Genomic DNA, 21,587 nt, shown 5'->3' on the forward strand with positions numbered 1-21,587 from the left:
TGTTTTTCAGTGGCAGGACGAAGATGTGATGAGTGTGGCACCCCGTTGATCGCCGCCCCACACTAGTTGGGCCCGATGAGCCGAGCCTGATCGGATCGGGCGCCGCCCTGCCGCAACTGGCGCTCGAGTGTTGCGCGTAGTGCCTGAGCCAGAGATGGGCAGGCCATGAGCGCCGCGAGGTCTGCAGGATCGGCTGCTCTGGCGTACCGCAGCGCAAACACACGCGCCACGGTCCACTCCGGATGTGGACAGGATTCAACGATGACGGACTGTCCGGCTTCGAGCAGACCTTCTTCGAGCACCCGGTAGTACCAGCCCGTTCGTCCGCTTTGCTGAACGCGCGCCGCGAGATCGTGAATGCGCCATCGACGGGCGATCTTCCAGCACGGACTGCGCGGCTGCGCCACCTGCAGGACCACACTGCCGATGCGGTGCACATCACCAATGGCCACATCGGCTTCGGTCATGCCGTCGATCGTGAGATTCTCGCCGAATGCTCCCGCGCCCAATGGACCGGCCGCGACTTCCCGCAGATACGTGGCCAATTCTGCCTGCCACATCGGGTAGTGGGAAGCGGCATAGGCCAGTACGGCCTTGTCCGGCCCACCGTGATGCACCCGATCGGCTTGCCCATCCCCCACGAGGTTCGTGGTGCCGACATGCACCGGCCCGTGCACGGCGGTCTTGACGAATCCCGTGGTCCATTCCCGATCGAAGGCATGATCCGCGCCCGGGCTGCCGAAGGTCTGCGGCAATCCGACCTGCACCGACTGCAGTGACTGCACACGAAGCGTGTGATCCGACGGGTGTTGCGCGGCGTGATTCATGGCGCTCCCGCACAGCGTGGCGCCGTGAGGTCGCCATCACTCGGTGTCTTCTCGAACCGGCGAAATCGTGCCTCGGCCACATCGTCGATTTCCTGCAGGTAGTCCGGACAATCCAGGCGTAGTGCCCGATCACCAAACGGTGCGTCGACAAAAGCACAGTGATGTGGGCGCTCGCCGTCCTCTGGATGTGCCCAGGGGCGAAAGAACTGGCAGCTCACGCACATGCGGGCCGGCGCGATGTCGCCGCGCTCCTGCAGCGTGTGCACCATCTTCGTGAGTGAGCGCAGAAAAGCGGCCTGCTCGTCGGGTGTGAGAGCATCGACCACGGCCGCGACAAACTCCGGTCCACTTTCTCCGCGGCGCGCCTCGTCCTGACCGAGTGCCGTCAATGTGAGGGCAATGGCCCGGCCATCGTCATCGGCGCGGGTTTTCTCCACGAACCCTTTGGCCACGAGCGCTTTCACGGCATCACTGGCCGTGGGCAACGTGACGGCCAGGCCATCGGCCACCGCCGAAAGCCGCAACGGTACGGCGCTCGCATGAAGCAGGGCGAGTACCTGCGCCTGGGTTGGCGTCAGTCCACGCGGACCATTCTCCCGCCACGCGTGCGTGCGGAGGGCCAGGCCGAGTTTGAACAGGCCGGCACCGACCTGCTGCACGAGCGGATCCGGCGCCGGATCGGCATCAGGATTGGTGGATCGAGGCGTGGGCGTGGATCGAGGCACGGAAGCAGCGGACGAAGGGCACAGGCAAAACTGTGGGTTGACAGGAAAATAAGGACTCCTTAGCATTTTGCTACACTTAGGAGTCCTAACTAACTCTCAATCCACGGAACCATGTCCAATCATTTCCCAACACCAAAGGGGTCCGGCTCCAGTCGGATCGGTCGTTCCGCGCTGCTGGCTGGCGCGTTGATTGCCAGCATTGCGGGTGGGGGACTGTACGCCCTGTCGTCGGACACGCCCGACCGCATCGACTCCCCGGCCAAAGATGCGACGTCCAAGACACTCGAAGGTGCCCGCCTCGCGCCGTTCGATCTGGTGCAGACCACGGTCACCCGTGAAGGGACGAAGCTGGTGTTCGTTGAGCGGGTCAGCGGCAAGGCGGGGGCGTCGACTCCGACCCCGTCAGGCAAGCTGGCCGGCAGTGGCGTGTTCTCGTACGTCTGGCCTACGTCGCTGGACCCGTCCGTCGTGGGGTTCGAGGGCAAGACCGGCACGCTCGCCCTGGCAGCCACGTCGCACCCCGATTTCGACGATACGCCGCACTACGACGAAAATGGCGATGGCGATCCCAAGAACGACGGCAATCTCTGGCACTCCCATTGGGTCGTGCTCACGCCCGACGAGTCCTGTGGTCCCGGCGCGCTCAAAGTGCGCGACATCCAGTCCGGCACCACGCCGAAGTTGCCGGCCACCTGGCCAGGCTTGCCGATCTTCATCGACAGCCCGGGCTACGAACCGGAACTCACCGGCAACAGCATCCGCGTCGACGTGCCGCTCAAGGACATGGGCTTTCCCAGCACTTTCCAGTTCGATGGCGTCACCGCCGCGCTGCGGGTGAACGACAGCGTGCACAATCCACTGCTGTGTGTGGTGGACGTATTCGACATTGCCTCGCGGACTCTTACCCTGCCGGGCAAGGTGGACGCGGGTGGAGCGACGGCGCGTCGGTGACCCGTGCCGCAGCATGGTTCACATGCTCTGGACGCAGTGCTGTGGCGAATCATCTCTCTTCGACCGAGCACCCATCGCGATGCTCGGTCGGAGCACGTTTCGTGCGATCGCGCCGCTGGGTTCACTCTCCATATGCGATCTTGGCACTACTCCAATGTCTCAAGGCGCTGGGACATATTCATCAACAACCATAGACGGAGAACGTCGCATGTTGCTCGTTGCGTCACGCTGCGTTCGCGGGGTAGGCCGAGGCCTTGGCTTGATGGTTGTCGGGATCATTGGTGCTGCTTGCAACAGCAGCGCCCTTGTAGAGTCACCTCTCCGCACCGCCATGGTGTTTGGAACCGTGCTTGTTGACGGATCTCCTGCCGTCGGGAGGACGCTGGCAAGTCGAGTAACCAGGCCGGACTGTCAGAGACTTGCGCCGATGTATGGAAATGGTGTTGTAGGAGCCGATGGTAGATACAAGATATTTGTCGCTGGCGAGACCAGCGAAGGTCGGGTTTGCGTGCGCGTAGGCCTTCCTCCGGTATCTGGCTCTGATACGACTTGGGCAACCGGCCTTGTGGGCGTTCGCACGAGCGAGCCTTTCGATATCGTTCGTGTCGATCTGGCCCGAGGAACGCCATAGTTCAGCGCGCGCTCTGAGAGCAACCAAGAGCCTTGAGTGATGTATGCCCGTCGGGCTACAGATGTGCATCCGCGGGCATGATGGTTCTGCCATTGCGTGTCCACTGAAGGCAAAGGGAGTACTGGGTAGACGCTGACACGCAACGCCTTGGCAAACGCATTCGAGCTCATTGGAGCCGCGATCCCCTGAATCAGAGAAAAGCGGTGAACTTTGTTGGGGCTCAGTGAGACAAAAGCGGCTCGGGGATCGGCTGGCGTCGTGTTCGCGCCCACTCGGTTCTCAGTTGACAAATCAATCTATTTTGATTTGAATATCCTACATGGTCACCGGCACTACTCTTGATCTGGCACGATCCGCCAAGCTCTTTCATGCTCTCTCAGATGAAACCCGCTTGGCGATTCTCGATATGCTCAGAGATGGCGAGCTCTGTGTGTGTGATCTGCAGACGGCCTTTGACGCGGCGCAGTCGCGGCTTTCCTACCACCTCAAGGTGCTCAAGGCCGTCGGATTGGTCTCTGATCGCCTAGAAGGCCGGTGGTCTTACTACTCGATCATCCCCAACGGCCTGAACGAAGTACATGACATCGTACGTGTACTGGCAACAGAAGGCGCCTCACAGCGCAAGCTGAAGGTGATGGGCAAGTGCTGCGGGTAGGTGTGGTGTTTTTTTTGCTCTTGTACATCAACAAATTTTGATGGGGTAACCGATGACAACGCCCGTTGATGTTTCCGACGTGGTGCGTTCCAAGTACGGCGAGGCGGCCCGCCGTGTACTGAATGCGGAAGGGGCGGCGGCCGAAAGCTGCTGCGGCCCGGTCAATTCCTGCTGTGGCGGCAGTGCCTTCAATGGCATGGTCGATCCGATCACCAGCAATCTCTATGTGAACGGCGAGAGCGACGTGCTGCCGTCCGCCGCGATGCTGGCCTCGCTCGGGTGCGGCAATCCCACCGCGCTGGCTCAGCTCAATCCGGGCGAAGTGGTCCTGGATCTGGGCTCTGGCGGCGGCATCGACGTGCTGCTTTCCGCGCGGCGTGTCGGACCCACGGGAAAGGCCTACGGGCTCGATATGACCGACGACATGCTCACGCTCGCTCGGAAGAATGCGACTGAAGCGGGCGTGACCAATGTCGAGTTTCTGAAGGGACAGATCGAACACATTCCTCTGCCCGATGCCTCAGTCGATGTCATCATCTCGAACTGTGTCATCAACCTCTCCGGTGACAAGCGCCGCGTGCTCGCGGAAGCGTTTCGGGTCCTCAAGCCTGGCGGCCGCTTCGCGATCAGCGATGTCGTTGTGCGGGGAGAGGTTCCCGAAGCCGTGCGCCGCAGCATGGAGCTGTGGGTGGGCTGTGTCGCCGGCGCGCTCGAGGAAACCCAGTTCAAGGCTCTGCTCACAGAGGTCGGGTTTGTTGGCCCCGACGTGGAACCCACGCGCATGTACAAGAGTGAAGATGCGCGGGTGTTCCTGAATGATGCCGGGATCGATGTCGATGCCAATCTCGATCAGATCGACGGCCGGTTCATGGCCGCGTTTGTTCGGGCGACCAAGCCCGTTTCGACATCACCGACATCAGGGGCCTGTTGTGGTCCCGACTGCTGCCCATAAAGGATAGGCTCATGCGCTACGCTCTCATCTCAGATATTCACGCCAACCTGCATGCACTGGATGCGGTGCTGGCGGACATTGATGCGCGAAAGGGCATCGCGGCGATCTACCACCTGGGCGATCTCGTCGGATACTCAGCGTTCCCCAACGAAGTCGTTGACCGACTGCGTGCACGGGCGATCGCCGGCATCGCGGGCAACTACGACAGTACGGTTGGCACCGACTACAAGCATTGTGGCTGCAAGGTCGAAAGCCCAAGGCAGGAAGAGCTGGCGCATATCAGCTATGAATACACCAGGCAGGCCGTTTCTCTCGCGACAAAGCAGTATCTCGCCACGCTGCCATTCTCGATCGATCTGCGTCCGCTCGGCGGGCATCTGAAAGGCCCACGGCTCATGCTCGTCCATGGCACGCCGACTCTGAACACGCTCTACTGGACGGCCGACCGCTCGGATGAGTTCTGTCTGACGATGGCGAAGAATGCTGGCTTGAATGCCGGCGATATGGTCGCCTTCGGTCACACGCACAAGCCGTGGTACCGGGAAGTTGGCGGTGTGCATTTCGTCAACACGGGCAGCGTCGGCCGCCCCAAGGATGGAGATGCCCGTGCAGGCTACGTGATTGTCGATCTCGGTGGCACTGCTCCAGAGATTGAGTTTGTGCGCGTGCCCTACGACGTGGATGCGGCCGTTCAGGCCGTGGCTGCTGCTGGATTGCCAGAAGGGTTTGGAGATTTTCTGCGCAGTGGTGGTGCGCCTGCGCTATGAGCTCCTCGGTGTCTCCAGCTACTCCTGTCACGGTGTCGGTCACTGGTCGATTGTCGACTATCGACCGCCTGCTGCCAGTGTGGATTCTCTTGGCGATGATCGCCGGGGTGCTGTTGGGGCGTCTCGTTCCCGATCTCGGCGCGATACTGGATCGCGTTCAGGTCGCAGGCGTATCGGTGCCGATTGCAATCGGCTTGTTGTGGATGATGTACCCGGTTCTGGCTAAGGTGCGATACGAAACCATTGCCGATCATGTCCGCGACGGTCGGCTGCTGTGGACCTCTTTGCTGCTGAACTGGGTCGTGGGCCCGCTGCTCATGCTGGGGCTTGCCTGGCTGTTTCTCCCTGATCTTCCGGAGTATCGCAACGGCCTCGTTCTCATTGGGCTGGCGCGCTGTATCGCGATGGTGCTGATCTGGAACTCATTGGCGTGCGGCTCCGCGGAATTGGCGGCGGTGCTCGTAGCTCTCAACTCTGTCTTTCAGATCCTCACCTATTCTGTGCTGGGATGGCTCTTTCTCACCGTCATCCCGGGCTGGTTCGGTGGAACGACCGCCGTTCTTGATGTCACGATGGGGCCGATCGCGGTCAGCGTCCTCGTCTTTCTCGGAATTCCTCTGCTCGCGGGCTATCTCACACGTCGCCTGCTCGTGGCTCGTCGCGGCAACGGGTGGTATGAGAGCGTCTTCTTGCCCCGGATCGGACCGACTGCGCTACTGGGCCTGCTGTACACCATCGTGCTGATGTTTGCGATGCAGGGGCATCGTCTCGTTGAATTGCCGCTCGACGTGGTCCGTATTTCTGTCCCGCTGCTCGTGTACTTCCTGCTGATGTTCGGCTTCGGTTTCTGGTTTTCGCGCCGGATGGGTTTCGACTATGAGAGCACCACGGCTCTGGCCTTTACCGCGACCGGCAACAATTTCGAACTGGCGATTGCCGTAGCTGTGGCGACGTTCGGCATCGGATCGGGGGAAGCTCTGGCGGCCGTGGTAGGACCGTTGATCGAAGTGCCCGCGCTTATTGGTCTCGTGCATGTGGCGCTCTGGGCACGACAGCGCTTTTTCAGGCAAACGAGGATTCAGGACCCGCGCGGTGGCAGATCAGCTCACGGCGGAGAGGGGCGCCGTTCCCACGGCAGTGGTGCGTAACACGGCCAGTGTGCTCGGCCGTCTATGCGGCGCGCGCAACACTCCTCAGTACACCATCGTCGATCCGACGGGTGTGCTGTGCTGCGCCATGCGGGCGCGATCGACGACAAGCCTTCCACGAAAACCGCGGACATTGCCGGAGCCCAGAACTACGTGCGCGCTGCGCTCGGCGCAGGACTGGACGGGAAGGCGATCGTCACGACCCAGACGCAGCCATATGGGTGCACTGTGCAGTATTGAGCTCCGAAGATGGCGAGCGGGCAGGCCGCGGTTTGCGGCCTGCCTCGCCACGACTGCTACGGAGCTGTATCGAATATTCGATCCAGCAACTTGCTGAAGAGCTGTGCGCAGACGGCCCCCACGGCGCCTACGCCAATACGTTGGAGCGATAGACGTCGCGGCTTTCGCGCTCTCTGGCGAGGGGAATGCCGCCGGGACTTCTGAGAAGCCGGCCTCTTGGGGGAAACGTACGATCTGCGCTTTGCACGACGACGGTGGAGCTTCGCGCTCCGGGATCGGATTGGGGCCATCGGTAGTCTGGGAGAATGAGCCTCGCCAACTGAGTTCGAAGGGATTTCCGAATGCAGAAGGCGTATGGGTAACCCGGGTGGGGGTCCTCGATTCCTCAATCTCGGCTTGGCCTCCGTCCTCGAGTGCGGAAACCCCACCAATCGAGAGTCCCTTCGGACTGCCATCTCAATGTTGGAGCCTTCTTGATCGACCGCAGGCTCCTCACTGAATGGACAGGGCCCTCTAGGGGCCTCCTCCAAGATTCGGACTGCCAGACTGCTCTATGGCGCAATCGCGATGGCCTAGAAAAGGCCGGGCTTTGCTGACATTCGTGGGATTACCACAAGTCCTGAGCCGTTCATTGGGTTGTGTAGGTATGACGTCGATCTCCTACTCGGTGTTGGCGTGCACGACCGTCCGGCTATGCCCGACCCGATCCACGTGGACGGCCGCCTCCGAGGACCGGTCGGCGACCGTCGAAGAGGTGGCAAACCATGCGGTGGCGTTCGCGGGGGGTATGGTCACCGGTTTCAGGGGGAGCACCTTGGAACGAAATGCACCTCTGGGGGCCGGCCTTGGCGATGGATCATCGTCAAGACTTCGCCTAGCGAGGTCCAATCCTTGTGACAGCTCCGCCACCAAGTTCTGACCACCTTGCTTGGCGAAGCTGCATTGGTTTGAAGCTCCTCGAAGCGCCACCTCCGGCAAGGCAGAATCTTGCTCGCGTCGCGCCGCACGATTCTGCGCGTCCTGCGTTATTCGGCGCTCGATGGGGGCTGCTTCGCAGCCTTGCGCTCGGCTTTCTTGGCCTCCTTTTCTGCCTTCCGCCGCGCGGCGTCTTCCAGGATGGTGTCGATGCTGCTGAGCAGTCGCACGTACGCCTGCTCCAGCGCCTCTGGCGTATCGAGCTTCGCGACGGGGTCGTAGAAACGAGAGACCAGCGCGGCGTGCGACGAACCGAGCCACTTGAGTCCGCGCAGGATCGAAGCGTACTGGTCCTTCGGGGCCGGACTGGTGTCCCCCTTGGGCCAGATCGGCTCGTGGTGAAAGACACGATTCCTGAACTGACGAAGGCCGTTGAAGGTCGTGCGAATCGAGGTCATGAGCTCGTCCGGAGCGCCCGGGAACACGGCCAGTTGAAGATCGGGCCACAGCACCACGCTGTCGGTGCCAGGCGCGTCGTAGGCCGTTTCTAGCATGCCCACCCAGAGCCCGAACGAGGTCGCGGCCACCAGATCATCGTGCGTACGGAGGGCGGTCTGTTTCGGATTCTTGCTCGAGATCTTGTCGAGCGCCCGGTCGACCGTGGCTGTGCCGCCGCGATGGACTACGATGGCCGGGTTCCGCGTGAGCCAGGACGGGACCCGGCGATAGTCGACCGGATCAGGCCCGACCACCACGGTCGGCCCGACGGCCCGGTCGATGCGCGTGCGAAGGTCGACCTCCAGCAGCTGGAGGGCCGGATACACGGCCTTGCAGAGGTCGATATTCCAGTAATACCGGGCCAGTGCGCGTCCGAGATCACCTTTCTCCTTGGCCAGATAGGGCCGCAGTCGCGGCTCCTCAATCAAGGCCTTGAGCTGTCCGAAGTAGGAGGATTGCGCGGCGGTCAGGGACATGGTATTCTTCTCGCACTGAGCCGATTCGTCGGCCCCCGATGGACCCGCCAGAGCTATTCGTAGCCCTGGCGGTTTTTTTTGTTCCGGGACAAGATAATGGTGCGTTCCTCACCGACGGGCTTCGCACGGGACTGTCCTGATCGCTTCGCCAAGCCGAATCGACAGCGGGTCGACGGGAGGTGGGGGTTGGCGTCGAACCAGTCGTTGGTGAAGGTGCCGTACACTTGGCGAGATTGAATACACGCCCTCATGCGCGTGCCCAGGGCTGTGTGACGGTGCGCCGTCAAATTGCTCACCTATCAATGCGCTCTCTGCCAGCAAAGTGCGAGCTTCAAAAGCACTCTGCTCAATACACTTACGGTAGCGAGACTGGTCTCCAACTGCGATTGTTGGCGTTCCCATCCTCGATCGAAAAGATCTTCACGATGTGAGGCAGCTAATTGTTCCGGTGCCAGCAGGTCGGTAGCGGCCGAGCGAGAGGACCGAAGCTGACGGGGTAATCCCCCCGGAAATTAGGGGTCGTCAATAGTGGAATTTTCTCGTACCGTTTTCGAGGAGGATTCCATGAAGAAGTCACGATTTACGGACAGCCAGATCATCGCGGTCTTGAAGGAGGCGGAGCTCGGGACACCGGTGCCGGAGCTCTGCCGATCGCACAGCATCAGCTCGGCGACGTTCAATAAATGGCGCGCCAAATTCGGGGGCATGGACGTGTCCATGGTCACGCGGATGAAAGAGCTGGAGGAAGAGAATCGGCGACGCAAGAAGATGTATGCCGAGGCGCAGCTCAGCACCGATCTCCTGAAGGAAGCCCTCGCAAAAAAATGGTGAGGCCATCGCAACGTCGCGCGATGGCCCACCACGCCGTGAATGCGCAGCGCACCACCATCCGCCACGCGTGCGCGACGTTCGCGCTCAGCGAGACGTGCTATCGGTATCAGCGCAAACACGCCGACGAGAATGCCGTGATCGCCGACTGGCTGGTGCGGCTTACGACGGCGTATCGCACGTGGGGCTTCGGCTTGTGCTTCTTGCATCTGCGCAACGTGCGAGGGTTCACCTGGAACCACAAACGCGTGTATCGCATCTATCGTTCACTCGAACTGAACCTCCGCATCAGCCCGCGGAAGCGGCTCATGCGCGCCACGCCGGCACCTTTGGCGGTGCCTGACGCGATCAATCAGACGTGGTCGATGGATTTCATGCACGACCAACTCCGCGATGGACGCACGTTTCGTCTCTTCAACGTGATCGACGACTTCAATCGCGAAGGCCTCCTGATCGAGGCCGATCTGTCGCTTCCCGCGGAACGCGTCGTGCGAGCGCTCAATCAGCTCATCACGTGGCGTGGACAGCCGCAACGTATTCGCTGTGACAACGGCCCCGAGTACATCGGGCACGTCATGCACGCGTGGGCCAAGCAACGCCACATCCAGCTCGATTTCATTCAGCCTGGGAAGCCCCAACAGAACGCGTACGTCGAACGCTACAATCGCACGGTACGGCACGACTGGCTATCGCAGTGGCTCTTCGACAGCATCGCCGACGTGCAGGAATCCGCGACACGCTGGCTCTGGACATACAACAACGATCGACCGAATATGGCCCTGGGTGGCATCACCCCGAGCATGAAACTCACACGCGTAGCCTAGCTCCACTTACGACGCCCCCTAAAAACGGGGGGATTACCATTCCCATCCTCTTTTTCGTGCCTTTTGCAGTAGTTGACGGGGCAAATCGGAATGAACGCCTGGCTGTGATTCACTCGGGAGTTCCTGAGTATCTCGACCACCCCCCAAACAAAAACCCGCCAACGATGTAACTCGTTGACGGGCTTCTATTTCTCACAGTCGGGGCGACTGGATTTGAACCAGCGACCTCCTGCTCCCGAAGCAGGCGCTCTACCGGGCTAAGCTACGCCCCGTGCGATTCCGGTTCCCATCGATCCGCTCCCACAACGCGCCTGGAAGGACTCGAACCTCCAACCTTCTGATCCGTAGTCAGATGCTCTATCCAATTGAGCTACAGGCGCAGAAAACTACCGTTCCGGAACCGCACCCCTCGCCTTTCGGTGAAGGTCCAGCAACCTAGTAACTCCCGGTGGCGCTCGCTACTGGCCACACCACCAACAATCACCAGGGTCCAACATGGGTCGTACAAGACTCGAACTTGTGACCTCCACGATGTCAACGTGGCGCTCTAACCAACTGAGCTAACGACCCGGACATCGAACAACACCTACCCGGCTTGGAACCGGTCCTGCACACCAGCAAAAGCGGGAAACGGGACTCGAACCCGCGACCCCAACCTTGGCAAGGTTGTGCTCTACCAACTGAGCTATTCCCGCAACACACCCCAACCGGTCACCAGCCCCGATCAGAGCTTCCGTACGGCACACGACCACCCTTGCAGATGGCCAACGCACCGCCCCGGGATGGAGGCGAGGGGAATCGAACCCCTGACCTCTTGAATGCCATTCAAGCGCTCTCCCAACTGAGCTACGCCCCCGGGCGCGACACCCTCGCAAACGGCAGCCCCGAAAGGGCACCCGCCAGCGAGGGCGTCAGGAACGCGCAGTCTAGTCGGGTGTATGTCTGCCGTCAAGCAGAGTTGGCTGAATCGCACTGGCGAAAGCCACCCCTTGGCGTATCTTGCTTGGCTCCCCCTGTAGCGCCTGTGCTTTTCGCGACCGCTGACAACGCAGGCCGTGGGATACACGTTGGCTCAGAAGGGATGCTCACCGGCGCCGATGTGCTGGCTGCCGATCGCACGACCCATTCGCATTCACGTTTCATCGTCAGGGATGTGGTCACATCCCCTCAGGGCTCATAGAACTCCATGACTGAAGTCAAGCGGAAGCGCCGTCGCGCTGCCCCCGCCGGCATCGCACCCAGCGAGCCGGAACGCGACATCCTCGACCAGTACCTGTACGAAGTCAGCACCTATCCGCTCCTCAAGGCCGCTGAAGAAATCGAGCTGGCCAAGAAGATCCGTGCCGGCGATCAGGACGCGCTCCAGGAACTGGTCAAGCGCAATCTCCGTTTCGTCATCTCCGTTGCCAAAAAGTACCAGAACCGCGGCCTGCCCCTCATCGACCTGATCGGGGAAGGCAACGTCGGTCTGCTCACGGCGGCCCGGAAGTTCGATCCCGATCAGGGCGTCAAGTTCATCTCGTACGCCGTGTGGTGGATCCGGCAGGCCATCCTGTCGTCGCTGGCTCGCCAGGGACGCACCGTGCGTGTGCCGCTCAACCGCACCGCCGACCTGTCGCGCATCATCAAGGCCTCCGAAATCCTCCGCCAGAAGCTCCGCCGTGAGCCCTCGCCGGAAGAACTCGCGCAGGTCACCGGTCTGTCGGTCGACGTCGTGCAGTCCCTCGCCGCCCTGAACACCGGCGACGTGCGCCTCGACGCGCCCATGGATCCCGATGGCGATCGCTCGCTCATCGAGCGCTTCGTGGCCGACGAGATGCCCGACACGGAAGAGGAGGCCATGAACCGCTTCCTCACCGATGAAATCGAGCAGGCGCTGTCCACGCTGCCCCCGCGCGATGCCAAGGTGCTTCGCCTCTACTTCGGTCTCGAAGGCGGACGCGAACATACCCTCGAAGAGATCGGCTCCATGCTCGGCGTTACCCGCGAGCGCGTGCGTCAGTTGCGTGACCGGGCGCTCAAGCGGCTGCGTGAGGGTGATGTGGGTCGCGCCTTGTCCAGCTTTGCCGCGTAACAACGGGGAAGGTGAACAGGGGGAAAGTTGGAAAGACGACAGGAAGCAGGACTACGGGGCGCCCATCACGGCGCCCCGTTTTGCTGTCCTGCCCCCTCGGTCCTCTCCAACTCGCCCCCTGTTCACCTTCCCCGTTATTCCCATCACCACCACCTCCTGTCGAAATCCCAAGCCGACAGTAGATTTGTGATTCCATGATCGAGTTCAAGGACGTCCACAAGGCCTTTGGCCCCAAGCAGGTGCTCCGCGGCTTCTCCCTTCAGGTCGAAGAAGGAGAAACCATGGTCATCATCGGCTATTCGGGCACCGGCAAGTCCGTCGCCATCAAACACATCGTTGGCCTGCTCGAACCCGATGCCGGCGAAGTGTGGGTCGATGGCAAGCGTGTCGACACGTTGGCCCGCAAGGATCTCTACGCCCTGCGTGGCAGCATCGGCTACGTCTTCCAGTTCGCGGCGCTCTTCGACTCCATGACCATCGGCGAGAATGTCGCCATGGGACTGCGCAAGCAGGGCACCCTCTCGGAATCCGAGATCACGGCCCGCGTCGCGGAAGCGCTCAACCTCGTCGATCTGCCGGATGTGCAGAATCGCATGCCGGCCGAGTTGTCTGGTGGCATGCGCAAGCGTGTTGGTATCGCGCGCGCGATTGCCCTGCGCCCCAAGTACATCCTGTACGACGAACCGACCACCGGCCTCGACCCGGTCACGTCGGCGACCATCGATGCGCTGATGGTCCGTATGCGTGAGCAGCTTGGCGTGACGGGGATCGTCATCACGCACGACATGCGCAGCGCGTACACGGTGGGCACGCGCATTGCCATGCTGTACGAAGGCAAGGTGCGCGCCGTGGGCACGGTGAAGGAAATCCAGGAGACCACGGATCCGCTCATCCGGCAGTTCATCGAAGGGCGTGCCACGCTCGAAGGCAGTGCGCCGCTCATTGGCACCGATGCTGCTCTCAAAGCGGCCACGGAAGTGGGCGCCGCGATTGCGGCCGAAGTGGAAGCCGAAAGCGAACAGGCCACCGCACGTCCGGGCGGCCTGCGCTGATGTCATCACCCTCCCGCAATCCGCGCAAGCGCTCGTCGCGTGCGCGCCTCGAGACATCGGCGGGAGGAGTCGTCTATCGGCTGCAGGGCGGGGTGCCGTACTTCCTGCTCATTCGTGACAGCTATCGGAATTGGGGATTTCCCAAGGGACATCTCGAGACCGATGAGTCGCCCGACACCGCCGCCGTGCGCGAAGTTCGTGAAGAAACCGGACTGACGGACGTCACGCTCGACGGGGCCATCGATACCATCGATTGGTTCTTCCGTTTCCGCGGCCGACTCGTGCACAAGGTGTGTCATTTTTTTCTCATGCACACCGACGTGGAACGCACCACACCACAGCGTGCCGAAGGCATCACGGCGTGCCGATGGGTGGCTTTCGACGAAGCCTCGACGCTGGTGTCGTATGCCAACGCGCGCGACGTGCTGCGGCTGGCGAATGCGATGGTGCACGGCATCGACCCCTCGCGCGATCCGGCGTCGGCATGAAGGTGACTGCTCGCACGACTACGGACCCGACCGCAGGCGGGTTGTGCCTGATCACGTTGCTGCGTCGTGAGCGCGCACGTGCCCTCGTGCGCACGGCCTTTCCCCGTCGACGTGCCCATCTGATCAGTGCCCGCGCCGCCACCGAGGTCGAGGAGCACCTGCTCAAGGATCTCGTCGACGCGGTGATCATCGATGCCGGTGCCGGCGACGATGTCCAGCGGTTGCTCGCGCGCGCTGAAGAATTCTCGAGCATTCCGTTTTTTCTGGTGACGCCCCTGCTGCCCGCGGATGCGCCCCTCCTGGCCCGCGCCGCCGAGGCGGGAGTGTGCGAGATCCTGATCGAAGGGGTGGACGACACCGTGGCCCGAGACCTCGTGGCCCGTCGCGCGTTCTCCACGCGCTTCGAACGGGCACTGGGCGCGCCTCCGCCGTCCCTGCACCTGGAAACCGCCCTGCAGCTCGCGGTCTGGCAAAGTGTGGTCCGTCGCGCCGGCCGGCCGGTGCGCACCGATCAGTTGGCCAAGGAGCTCAGTGTCTCGCGGGAACACCTGTCCCGCAGCTTCGCGGTGGGGCAGGCACCAACCCTCAAGAAGGTCATCGACCTGGTGCGGGTGCTGGCGGCGGCCGAACTGTCCAAGAATGCCGGCTTCGATGTCCGGGACGTGGCTCAGGTCCTGGGGTTCGCCAGCTCGTCGCACCTGTCCAGCACCACCCAACGCCTCGTGGGGGCCAAAGCCTCCAGTCTCTCCCGTCTGCGGACCATGGACCTGCTGCAGCGCTTCGAGCGCCATGCGGCCACGGCCGATGACCCGTCCGAGTCGCTGTCCGAGTCGCCGGCCGAACGGACCACGGTGGACGAGGCACCGCCGGCCCCGATCGTGTAACTCCGCCTTGCCCTCCACGGACTCCTTGTGATAATTTTCACAAGCTGTCCCCGAAACTTTACGACCGCAAATAAAGCCCCTGTATCATGGCCTCCCAGACCGCGCTGCGTCCCGGCGAAATCAAGGACATCCTCCTCCGCGAGATCCAAGCGGCGGACCTCGCTGATCTCAATGTCGAGGAAGTCGGTTCCGTTCTCGAAGTGAAGGACGGTATCGCCCGCGTTTATGGCCTGGGTAAGGTCATGGCCGGCGAAATGCTCGAGTTCACTTCGTCGGAAACCAAGCAGGTCATCACCGGCATGGCGCTGAACCTCGAAGAGGACAACATCGGCGCCGTCATCCTGGGTGATTATCTGCAGCTCAAGGAAGGCGACGAAGTGCGTCGCACCGCACGCGTGCTCGAAGTGCCGGTCGGTCCGGAGCTCATCGGCCGCGTCGTCGATCCCCTTGGTCGTCCGATCGACGGCCTCGGCGAGATCCGCACGAGCCACTTCCGCAAGGTTGAATCGCCGGCGCCGGGCATCATCGTCCGTCAGCCCGTGAAGGAGCCGCTGCAGACCGGCATCAAGGCCATCGACTCGATGATTCCGATCGGCCGCGGTCAGCGTGAGCTCATCATCGGCGATCGTTCCACGGGCAAGACGGCCGTGGCGATCGATACGATCATCAATCAGAAGGGCCAGGGCGTCATCTGCGTGTACGTCGCCATCGGTCAGAAGGCGTCCACCATTGCCTCCGTGGTCGAGAAGCTGCGCCAGGCCGGCGCGCTCGAGTACACCATCGTCGTCGCGGCGTCCGCATCCGATCCGGCGCCGATGCTGTACATCGCGCCCTACTCGGGTTGCTCGATGGCCGAGTACTTCATGTACCACGAGGGCAAGCCCACGTTGTGCGTGTACGACGACTTGTCGAAGCAGGCCGCGGCGTATCGCCAGCTCTCGCTCGTGCTGCGTCGTCCGCCGGGACGCGAAGCGTATCCGGGTGACGTGTTCTATCTCCACAGCCGTTTGCTCGAGCGCGCAGCCAAGCTGCGCGAAGACGACGGGGTGGTCGATGGCAAGACGATCTTCAAGGCGGGTGGTTCGCTCACCGCGCTGCCGATCATCGAAACGCAGGCCGGTGACGTGTCGGCATACATCCCGACGAACGTCATCTCCATCACCGACGGTCAGATCTTCCTCGAGACCGACCTGTTCAATGCCGGCATCCGCCCGGCCGTGAACGTCGGCATCTCGGTGTCCCGCGTCGGTGGTTCGGCCCAGACGAAGGCCATGAAGGGTGTCGCCGGTCGTCTGCGTCTCGATCTCGCGCAGTTCCGCGAACTCGAAGCGTTTGCCGCCTTCGCCTCCGATCTCGATGCGGCCACCAAGCGTCAGCTCGATCGTGGTGCCCGTACGGTGGAAATCCTCAAGCAGGGCCAGTACTCGCCGCTGCCGTTCGAAGAGCAGGTGGCGGTGATCTACGCCGTGACCAACGGTTTCCTCGACACCGTGCCGACGACCCGTGTGCGCGCGTGGGAGAAGGGCTTCCTCGAGTACGTGAAGACCCAGTTCCCGCAGGTGCTCGACGGCATGCGCAGCAGCAAGGCACTGTCGAAGGACAGCGAGGCCGACCTGAAGCGCGCGATCGAGCAGTTCACCAAGTCGTTCGCGGCCTGAGCCACCTGAATCATGGCTAAGGGCAAGGAGCTCAAGGGGCGTATCCGCTCCACTGAGAATACGCGGAAGATCACGCGCACCATGGAAATGGTCGCGACGTCGAAGCTGAAGCGTGCCACCGATCGTGTCGCGGCGGCACGGCCGTACGCGCTGGCGCTCGGTGAAGTGCTCTCGCATGTGTATTCGCCCGAGCTGGCCGACCGGTTCCCGTTGTTGCGGCGTCCCGCGGCACCACGCACGGTCGCACTCGTGATCCTGACGGCCAATCGTGGTCTCTGTGGCGCGTTCAACGCGAATCTCATCAAAGAAGCGCGTTCCCGGATCGCGGAGCTCGAAGCGAAGGGGCTGACCGTTGAACTGCATGTGGTCGGCCGCAAGGGTGTCGGTTTCTTCCGCTATGTCAACCGCGCCATCGCCTCGCAGCGCACCGATATCACCGACAAGCCGTCGGCGGCTGATGCGGCCTCACTGATCGACGGCCTCATGCAGCGCTTTGCGGCCGGCTCCATCGACGCCGTGTACATCACGTACGCGAAGTATCTCTCGGCGCTGTCGGCGCCACCGGCCACCGAACAGGTGTTGCCCGTGGCTCCGCCGACGGCCAAGGCCGAGGGCGGCGTGCAGCACGACTTCATCCTCGCGCCGTCGGCCGACGCGATCCTGGAAGCGCTGCTTCCCCTCTACGTGCGCAATGCGGTGTATCGCGCGCTCGTGGAGACCGAGGCGGGCTTCCAGAGCGCGCAGCGGACCGCGATGAAGAATGCGACGGACAATGCGACCGAGTTGTTGCAGGTGCTCAAGCGCACCTACAACTCGGCGCGTCAGGCGCAAATCACGCAGGAAATCGCCGAAATCGTCGGCGGTGCATCGGCACTGCAGGGCTGACGTTTCACCATATCCAGTACGCACTCATGGCTACCACTGCGGCGCCGACCACTGTCGGCAAGATCGTTCAGGTTATCGGCCCCGTCATCGACGTGGCATTTGAAACGGACAACCTGCCGGAGCTTTACAATGCCGTCGTCGTCAATGCGACGGCGCCTGATGGCCAGGCCATCAAGGTCACGGCGGAAGTGCAGCAGCACATCGGTCGCAACCAGGTTCGCGCCGTGGCCATGTCCAGCACGGACGGCATCACGCGCGGCATGGACGTGATCGACACGGGTTCCCCCATCACGGTGCCCATCGGCGCACCGGCGCTGGGTCGCATCCTCAACGTGCTCGGCGAGCCCGTCGACGACGGTGCGCCGATCCCGGCGACGGCCGAGCGGTGGCCGATTCACCGCAAGCGCCCCGACTTCGTCAACCTCGAGCCGAAGACGGAAGTCTTCGAAACGGGCATCAAGGTCGTCGACCTCGTCGCCCCGTTCGTGAAGGGTGGCAAGATCGGTCTCTTCGGCGGCGCCGGCGTCGGCAAGACGGTCATCATTCAGGAGCTCATCAACAACGTCGCGAAGGGCCACGGCGGCAAGTCCGTGTTCTGCGGCGTGGGTGAGCGTACGCGCGAAGGCAACGACCTCTATCTCGAGTTCCAGGAAGCTGGCATTCTCGACAAGGTGGCGCTGATCTACGGGCAGATGAACGAGCCGCCGGGTGCGCGTCTGCGCGTGGCGCTCGCCGGTCTCACGGTCGCCGAGTACTTCCGCGATCAGGAGAACGCCGACGTGCTCGTGTTCGTCGACAACATCTTCCGCTTCACGCAGGCCGGTTCGGAAGTGTCGGCGCTGCTCGGCCGTATGCCGTCGGCCGTGGGTTACCAGCCCACGCTGGCCACGGAAATGGGCGAACTGCAGGAACGCATCACGTCCACGCGCAACGGCTCCATCACGTCGGTGCAGGCCATCTACGTGCCGGCCGACGACCTTACGGATCCGGCGCCCGCGACGGCCTTTGCGCACTTGGACGCCACGGTCACGCTGAACCGTAAGATCACGGAGCTCGGCATCTACCCGGCCGTGGATCCGCTCGATTCCGGTTCGCGCATTCTCGACGCGCAGTACGTCGGCGATCGCCACTACAACGTGGCCACGCAGACCAAGCAGATCCTGCAGCGCTACAAGGAACTCCAGGACATCATCGCCATCCTGGGCATGGACGAGCTCTCGGAAGACGACAAGAAGATCGTCGGTCGTGCGCGTCGTCTGCAGCGCTTCATGTCGCAGCCGTTCGCGGTGGCCGAGCAGTTCACGGGCATCCCGGGCAAGTACGTGAAGCTCGAAGAAACGATCTCCTCGTTCGAGCGGATTTGCGCCGGCGAGTTCGACAACCTCCCCGAGCAGGCCTTCTTCATGGCCGGCGGTGTGGATGACGTGGTGGCCAACGCCAAGAAGCTCCAGGGCTGATCGTGAGTGACGTCCTGAAGGTGTCGGTGATCTCTCCCGAGCGTGTGCTGTTCGAAGGCACCGCTCGCGGCGTGATCGCGCCCGCCTTCGACGGGGAGATCGGCATCCTGCCCATGCACGCGCCGCTCATGACGCTGCTGGGCAAGGGCATCCTGCGCGTGGATACTGTGCAGGGCGAGCAGCGCTTCACCGTCGATGGTGGCTTCCTGCAGGTGGTGGACAATCAGGTGCGCGTGGTGACGGAGCAGGCCAGCGCGGCCTGACCGCCCGCGGTGCACAGGGGTCGGTGAGGGGCACGGGATTTCTACGGAAATCTCGTGCCTCTCGTTTTTCTCACCGATGCAACGTCCGGGAGTGGTGAGGCGTAAGTCCTTAGGGCAAGGGCAATCCCCGTCCGGTCCCACGCGATGCGTCAGCATTGACCCCGCTCTGGTCTTCCCCCCGTCACATGCCTCTGCGAGTCGTCGTTCTCGGTCAGGTCCCCCCCGCTCTGGAGCAGCAGCTCGGAGAGCTCGCGGGTTCGATGGATCTGACACTGATCGGACCGGTTTCCGATCTCGCGGCAGCGCAGACTGCGTTGTCGTCTCCTGTGCCTGATATCGCCGTGGTGAGCACGGCACTGCTGGATGGTTCGGCGTTTTCGTTCATTCGCGGGCTCGCCGCCAATCAGCGTCCGGTGTCGGTGATTTTCGTCGGCAGCAAAGACGAAGACGCCGTCGCTGCTTTCGAGTTGCAGGCCACGGATTTTGTGTTGTGGCCCGCGCCGGCGGCACGTGTCCACGAAGCGCTCACGCGTGCCCGTCAGCAGGTGTTGCAGCTTGCGCTGCTCCGCACTGCCGACGAGTTGCAGCGCCTGCTCGGCGAAGCTACTGCAGCCGGAGGCGTTGACCTCGGCGCCGTGTTCAATGGACGCCTGGCTGCCGCGTCGCTGGCTGGTGCTTCACTGGGCAATGGCAACGGTCATGCCGATGCCAACGGCAACGGCCATGGTCAGCGTCGTCGTCGCACCTTGGGTGGTGCCAGCACCGGCACACTCATCGCCACCTCACCGTGGCGTGCCGCGCCGCGTCCGCTCGATGGTCGCGTCAATCGCGTGCGTGAGGGGGCGGAAGAGGCGGTACTCGACCTGTCGCTCGAAGACGGCGGTCGTTCGGCCGCCGGTGAAGGTCGTCCGCTGCGGGTATTGGTGCGCGAAGGCCGTCGCACCCGGTTTGTGCCGCTGGCCGATGTGGATTGGTTCGAGGCGGACGGCAACTACATCCGTGTGCATGCCGGCGGCGAACGCTATCGCACGCGTGGTACGATCACGGCGATCGAAGCCGCACTCGATCCGCGCCAGTTCGTGCGCATTCACCGGCGGATCGTGGTGAACATGGATCGTGTGCGCGAGATGAGCCCGTTGCCCGGAGGCGATGGTCTGCTCATGCTGGGTAATGGGTCCACGTTGCGGTTGTCCCGCACGTACCGGTCGCGAGTGCGTTAGTCGCCTCGTCCTGCTACGTGTGCCCGGTCACAGGACTGGTCACTTTGAGCGCTCCGCGGCTTCTGCTGCGGGGCGCTCTTGGCATATTGGTGGAACCGTCCCGGTCGCCAACGCGTACCATGGACGTCGGATCACCCACGAGGAACCATCATGCAGGAGTGTTCATGTTGACAGCCTTTCGCGCGTGCACAGCACGTGTGAGTTCTCCAACACTGACGAGAGCGTCCGCGACCGCGATGACCGCGAGCGTGATCGCATGGTTGGCGGTGGCGCCGGCACTCGAGGCGCAGGCGTTCAACTATCCGTCGATGCAAACGCCACGCGCGAGTGAGCGTGACTACACGGCAGCGGCGGTGGGTGGTGGTGGCACGTCGTTGCTGTTCCAGTGGCGCGAGGGCGTCGGCAATGGCGCGATGCACTGGCAACTCGATGCAGGCTTTGCGGATCCCAAGGGCCGGGTGGATCCGTTGTTGTTCGTGGGTGGGGGACTTGGCAAGGAAATGGTGCGCGCATCGGGTGATCAACCGCTCGATGTACTCCTCACCGCCGGAGTGGGTGCGGCGTTTGGCAACGGGACCTATTTCCGCATCCCGGTGGGGGCGAGTATCGGGCATACGTTTCCGCTCGACGACGGCATGAGCATCACGCCGTTTGCCCACCCCCGTGTGTCCATCGACTATTGCAGCACGTGCCGTTCGAGCCTCATTGCCGGGCCGCGTCGCAGCAAGTCGTCGGCGAGCATCAACTTCGATGTGGGCGCCGATTGGCGTGTAAATCCGCAGTTCTCACTGCGTCTGGCGGCGAGCTTCGGCGGGTCGGATATCGTGGGGAGTGACGAGTCGGTTGGCGTGGGTCTCAACTGGACACCGGCCGCATTGTCACGGCGCTGAAATCGGTGGTGTGAGCGGTGGGAAAGGCAGTGCATCGGAGTCCGGTGCACTGCCTTTTTCGTTTCGTCAAGATTGCGTTTTCATTTAGTGCTGGGACAAAATGGGATATGTGGGGCCGAGAAGAATTTCTTGGGTTGGGATTGCCACGTTGTGACGTGGACGGTACTCTTGCTGTTCCTCGGGTAGGGCCAAGTGACAGGCAGTTTGTCCCCGTCATATGCGATTGGTCCGTTCGATTGATCTGTTACACCCATACATCAGCCTTTGGTCCTAAATTTC

19 protein-coding genes and 5 tRNA genes are annotated in these 21,587 nt (G+C 62.6%); 16 read left to right on the top strand and 8 right to left on the bottom strand.

All coding sequences use genetic code 11. The features are described from left to right. Positions 1-62: 62 nt before the first annotated feature. Both GAU_RS03560 and GAU_RS03565 read right to left on the bottom strand, forming a co-directional pair. Positions 63-827, bottom strand: a complete 765-nt coding sequence (locus tag GAU_RS03560) for an MOSC domain-containing protein (RefSeq protein ID WP_012682188.1) — start codon at positions 825-827, stop codon at positions 63-65. Further along, positions 824-1,552 carry a MarR family winged helix-turn-helix transcriptional regulator gene (locus GAU_RS03565; RefSeq protein WP_012682189.1) on the bottom strand — a complete coding sequence of 243 codons (729 nt, stop codon included), beginning with the start codon at positions 1,550-1,552 and terminating at the stop codon, positions 824-826. The genes GAU_RS03560 and GAU_RS03565 overlap by 4 nt, the downstream gene beginning before the upstream one ends. A gap of 111 nt (positions 1,553-1,663) precedes the next feature. On the opposite strand from GAU_RS03565, the gene GAU_RS03570 reads away from it, so the two are divergent. The 5 genes from GAU_RS03570 (at position 1,664) to arsB (ending at position 6,656) form a co-directional block, all read left to right on the top strand. Then, a complete protein-coding gene (locus GAU_RS03570; protein ID WP_012682190.1) occupies positions 1,664-2,503 on the top strand; it encodes a hypothetical protein in 840 nt (279 codons plus the stop codon). 950 nt (positions 2,504-3,453) lie between these two features. Further along, positions 3,454-3,789 (top strand): ArsR/SmtB family transcription factor, encoded by a 336-nt coding sequence (locus tag GAU_RS03575; protein WP_012682191.1) that lies wholly within the window; start codon positions 3,454-3,456, stop codon positions 3,787-3,789. Between the two features lie 52 nt (positions 3,790-3,841). Continuing rightward, positions 3,842-4,741, top strand: coding sequence for an arsenite methyltransferase (locus GAU_RS03580; protein WP_012682192.1), 900 nt, complete (start codon positions 3,842-3,844; stop codon positions 4,739-4,741). An 11-nt stretch (positions 4,742-4,752) separates the two neighbouring features. Next, entirely contained in the window at positions 4,753-5,508 is a 756-nt protein-coding gene (locus GAU_RS03585; protein WP_012682193.1) for a metallophosphoesterase family protein, read from the top strand. Next, positions 5,505-6,656, top strand: coding sequence for an ACR3 family arsenite efflux transporter (arsB, locus tag GAU_RS03590; RefSeq protein ID WP_012682194.1), 1,152 nt, complete (start codon positions 5,505-5,507; stop codon positions 6,654-6,656). The genes GAU_RS03585 and arsB overlap by 4 nt, the downstream gene beginning before the upstream one ends. 1,265 nt (positions 6,657-7,921) lie before the next feature. Here arsB and GAU_RS03600 read toward each other — a convergent pair. Beyond that, complete coding sequence (locus GAU_RS03600; protein WP_012682196.1) at positions 7,922-8,785, bottom strand: hypothetical protein; 864 nt, start codon at positions 8,783-8,785, stop codon at positions 7,922-7,924. A 564-nt stretch (positions 8,786-9,349) separates the two neighbouring features. Between GAU_RS03600 and GAU_RS03610 the strand changes: the two genes are divergently transcribed. Continuing rightward, positions 9,350-10,437 (top strand): IS3-like element ISGau2 family transposase gene (locus GAU_RS03610; protein ID WP_156798888.1). Its coding sequence is split into 2 segments (ribosomal slippage): positions 9,350-9,602 and positions 9,602-10,437, totalling 1,089 coding nucleotides; the frame shifts between segments, so codons are not numbered across the junction. Between the two features lie 198 nt (positions 10,438-10,635). On the opposite strand, the gene GAU_RS03615 is transcribed toward GAU_RS03610, so the two are convergent. The 5 genes from GAU_RS03615 to GAU_RS03635 form a co-directional block, all read right to left on the bottom strand. Continuing rightward, a tRNA-Pro gene (locus tag GAU_RS03615) sits at positions 10,636-10,709 on the bottom strand. Between the two features lie 34 nt (positions 10,710-10,743). Further along, positions 10,744-10,817: transfer RNA gene (locus tag GAU_RS03620), tRNA-Arg, on the bottom strand. A gap of 116 nt (positions 10,818-10,933) precedes the next feature. Beyond that, positions 10,934-11,007: transfer RNA gene (locus tag GAU_RS03625), tRNA-Val, on the bottom strand. A gap of 52 nt (positions 11,008-11,059) precedes the next feature. Beyond that, a tRNA-Gly gene (locus GAU_RS03630) sits at positions 11,060-11,132 on the bottom strand. Between the two features lie 88 nt (positions 11,133-11,220). Next, positions 11,221-11,293 (bottom strand) — tRNA-Ala (locus GAU_RS03635). Positions 11,294-11,623: 330 nt separating this feature from the next. On the opposite strand from GAU_RS03635, the gene GAU_RS03640 reads away from it, so the two are divergent. From GAU_RS03640 to GAU_RS03685, 10 genes are all read left to right on the top strand, one after another. Next, complete coding sequence (locus GAU_RS03640; protein WP_012682199.1) at positions 11,624-12,511, top strand: sigma-70 family RNA polymerase sigma factor; 888 nt, start codon at positions 11,624-11,626, stop codon at positions 12,509-12,511. 194 nt (positions 12,512-12,705) lie between these two features. Continuing rightward, positions 12,706-13,563, top strand: coding sequence for an ABC transporter ATP-binding protein (locus GAU_RS03645; protein WP_012682200.1), 858 nt, complete (start codon positions 12,706-12,708; stop codon positions 13,561-13,563). After that, positions 13,563-14,051, top strand: a complete 489-nt coding sequence (locus tag GAU_RS20355; protein ID WP_012682201.1) for an NUDIX hydrolase — start codon at positions 13,563-13,565, stop codon at positions 14,049-14,051. The genes GAU_RS03645 and GAU_RS20355 overlap by 1 nt, the downstream gene beginning before the upstream one ends. After that, positions 14,048-14,935, top strand: coding sequence for a helix-turn-helix transcriptional regulator (locus tag GAU_RS03655; protein ID WP_012682202.1), 888 nt, complete (start codon positions 14,048-14,050; stop codon positions 14,933-14,935). The genes GAU_RS20355 and GAU_RS03655 overlap by 4 nt, the downstream gene beginning before the upstream one ends. An 86-nt stretch (positions 14,936-15,021) precedes the next feature. Next, on the top strand, positions 15,022-16,593 hold the full coding sequence (gene atpA, locus GAU_RS03660; RefSeq protein WP_012682203.1) for a F0F1 ATP synthase subunit alpha: 1,572 nt from the start codon (positions 15,022-15,024) through the stop codon (positions 16,591-16,593). 12 nt (positions 16,594-16,605) lie between these two features. Next, entirely contained in the window at positions 16,606-17,478 is an 873-nt protein-coding gene (gene atpG / locus GAU_RS03665; RefSeq protein ID WP_012682204.1) for an ATP synthase F1 subunit gamma, read from the top strand. A 26-nt stretch (positions 17,479-17,504) separates the two neighbouring features. Then, positions 17,505-18,935 carry a F0F1 ATP synthase subunit beta gene (gene atpD / locus GAU_RS03670; protein ID WP_012682205.1) on the top strand — a complete coding sequence of 477 codons (1,431 nt, stop codon included), beginning with the start codon at positions 17,505-17,507 and terminating at the stop codon, positions 18,933-18,935. A 2-nt stretch (positions 18,936-18,937) separates the two neighbouring features. Continuing rightward, complete coding sequence (gene atpC, locus GAU_RS03675) at positions 18,938-19,198, top strand: ATP synthase F1 subunit epsilon (protein ID WP_012682206.1); 261 nt, start codon at positions 18,938-18,940, stop codon at positions 19,196-19,198. Between the two features lie 185 nt (positions 19,199-19,383). Continuing rightward, on the top strand, positions 19,384-20,418 hold the full coding sequence (locus tag GAU_RS20360; protein WP_012682207.1) for a LytR/AlgR family response regulator transcription factor: 1,035 nt from the start codon (positions 19,384-19,386) through the stop codon (positions 20,416-20,418). Between the two features lie 236 nt (positions 20,419-20,654). Then, complete coding sequence (locus GAU_RS03685) at positions 20,655-21,308, top strand: hypothetical protein (protein WP_012682208.1); 654 nt, start codon at positions 20,655-20,657, stop codon at positions 21,306-21,308. Positions 21,309-21,587 lie beyond the last annotated feature (279 nt).

It is taken from the genome of Gemmatimonas aurantiaca T-27 (assembly GCF_000010305.1).
GTDB classification, from domain to species: Bacteria; Gemmatimonadota; Gemmatimonadetes; order Gemmatimonadales; family Gemmatimonadaceae; genus Gemmatimonas; species Gemmatimonas aurantiaca.

Coding starts and splice junctions, on each gene's coding strand:
- GAU_RS03560 (WP_012682188.1), bottom strand. CDS start 827: ATGAATCACGCCGCGCAACACCCGTCGGATCACACGCTTCGTGTGCAG.
- GAU_RS03570 (WP_012682190.1), top strand. CDS start 1,664: ATGTCCAATCATTTCCCAACACCAAAGGGGTCCGGCTCCAGTCGGATC.
- GAU_RS03575 (WP_012682191.1), top strand. CDS start 3,454: ATGGTCACCGGCACTACTCTTGATCTGGCACGATCCGCCAAGCTCTTT.
- GAU_RS03580 (WP_012682192.1), top strand. CDS start 3,842: ATGACAACGCCCGTTGATGTTTCCGACGTGGTGCGTTCCAAGTACGGC.
- GAU_RS03585 (WP_012682193.1), top strand. CDS start 4,753: ATGCGCTACGCTCTCATCTCAGATATTCACGCCAACCTGCATGCACTG.
- arsB (WP_012682194.1), top strand. CDS start 5,505: ATGAGCTCCTCGGTGTCTCCAGCTACTCCTGTCACGGTGTCGGTCACT.
- GAU_RS03600 (WP_012682196.1), bottom strand. CDS start 8,785: ATGTCCCTGACCGCCGCGCAATCCTCCTACTTCGGACAGCTCAAGGCC.
- GAU_RS03640 (WP_012682199.1), top strand. CDS start 11,624: ATGACTGAAGTCAAGCGGAAGCGCCGTCGCGCTGCCCCCGCCGGCATC.
- GAU_RS03645 (WP_012682200.1), top strand. CDS start 12,706: ATGATCGAGTTCAAGGACGTCCACAAGGCCTTTGGCCCCAAGCAGGTG.
- GAU_RS20355 (WP_012682201.1), top strand. CDS start 13,563: ATGTCATCACCCTCCCGCAATCCGCGCAAGCGCTCGTCGCGTGCGCGC.
- GAU_RS03655 (WP_012682202.1), top strand. CDS start 14,048: ATGAAGGTGACTGCTCGCACGACTACGGACCCGACCGCAGGCGGGTTG.
- atpA (WP_012682203.1), top strand. CDS start 15,022: ATGGCCTCCCAGACCGCGCTGCGTCCCGGCGAAATCAAGGACATCCTC.
- atpG (WP_012682204.1), top strand. CDS start 16,606: ATGGCTAAGGGCAAGGAGCTCAAGGGGCGTATCCGCTCCACTGAGAAT.
- atpD (WP_012682205.1), top strand. CDS start 17,505: ATGGCTACCACTGCGGCGCCGACCACTGTCGGCAAGATCGTTCAGGTT.
- GAU_RS20360 (WP_012682207.1), top strand. CDS start 19,384: ATGCCTCTGCGAGTCGTCGTTCTCGGTCAGGTCCCCCCCGCTCTGGAG.
- GAU_RS03685 (WP_012682208.1), top strand. CDS start 20,655: ATGACCGCGAGCGTGATCGCATGGTTGGCGGTGGCGCCGGCACTCGAG.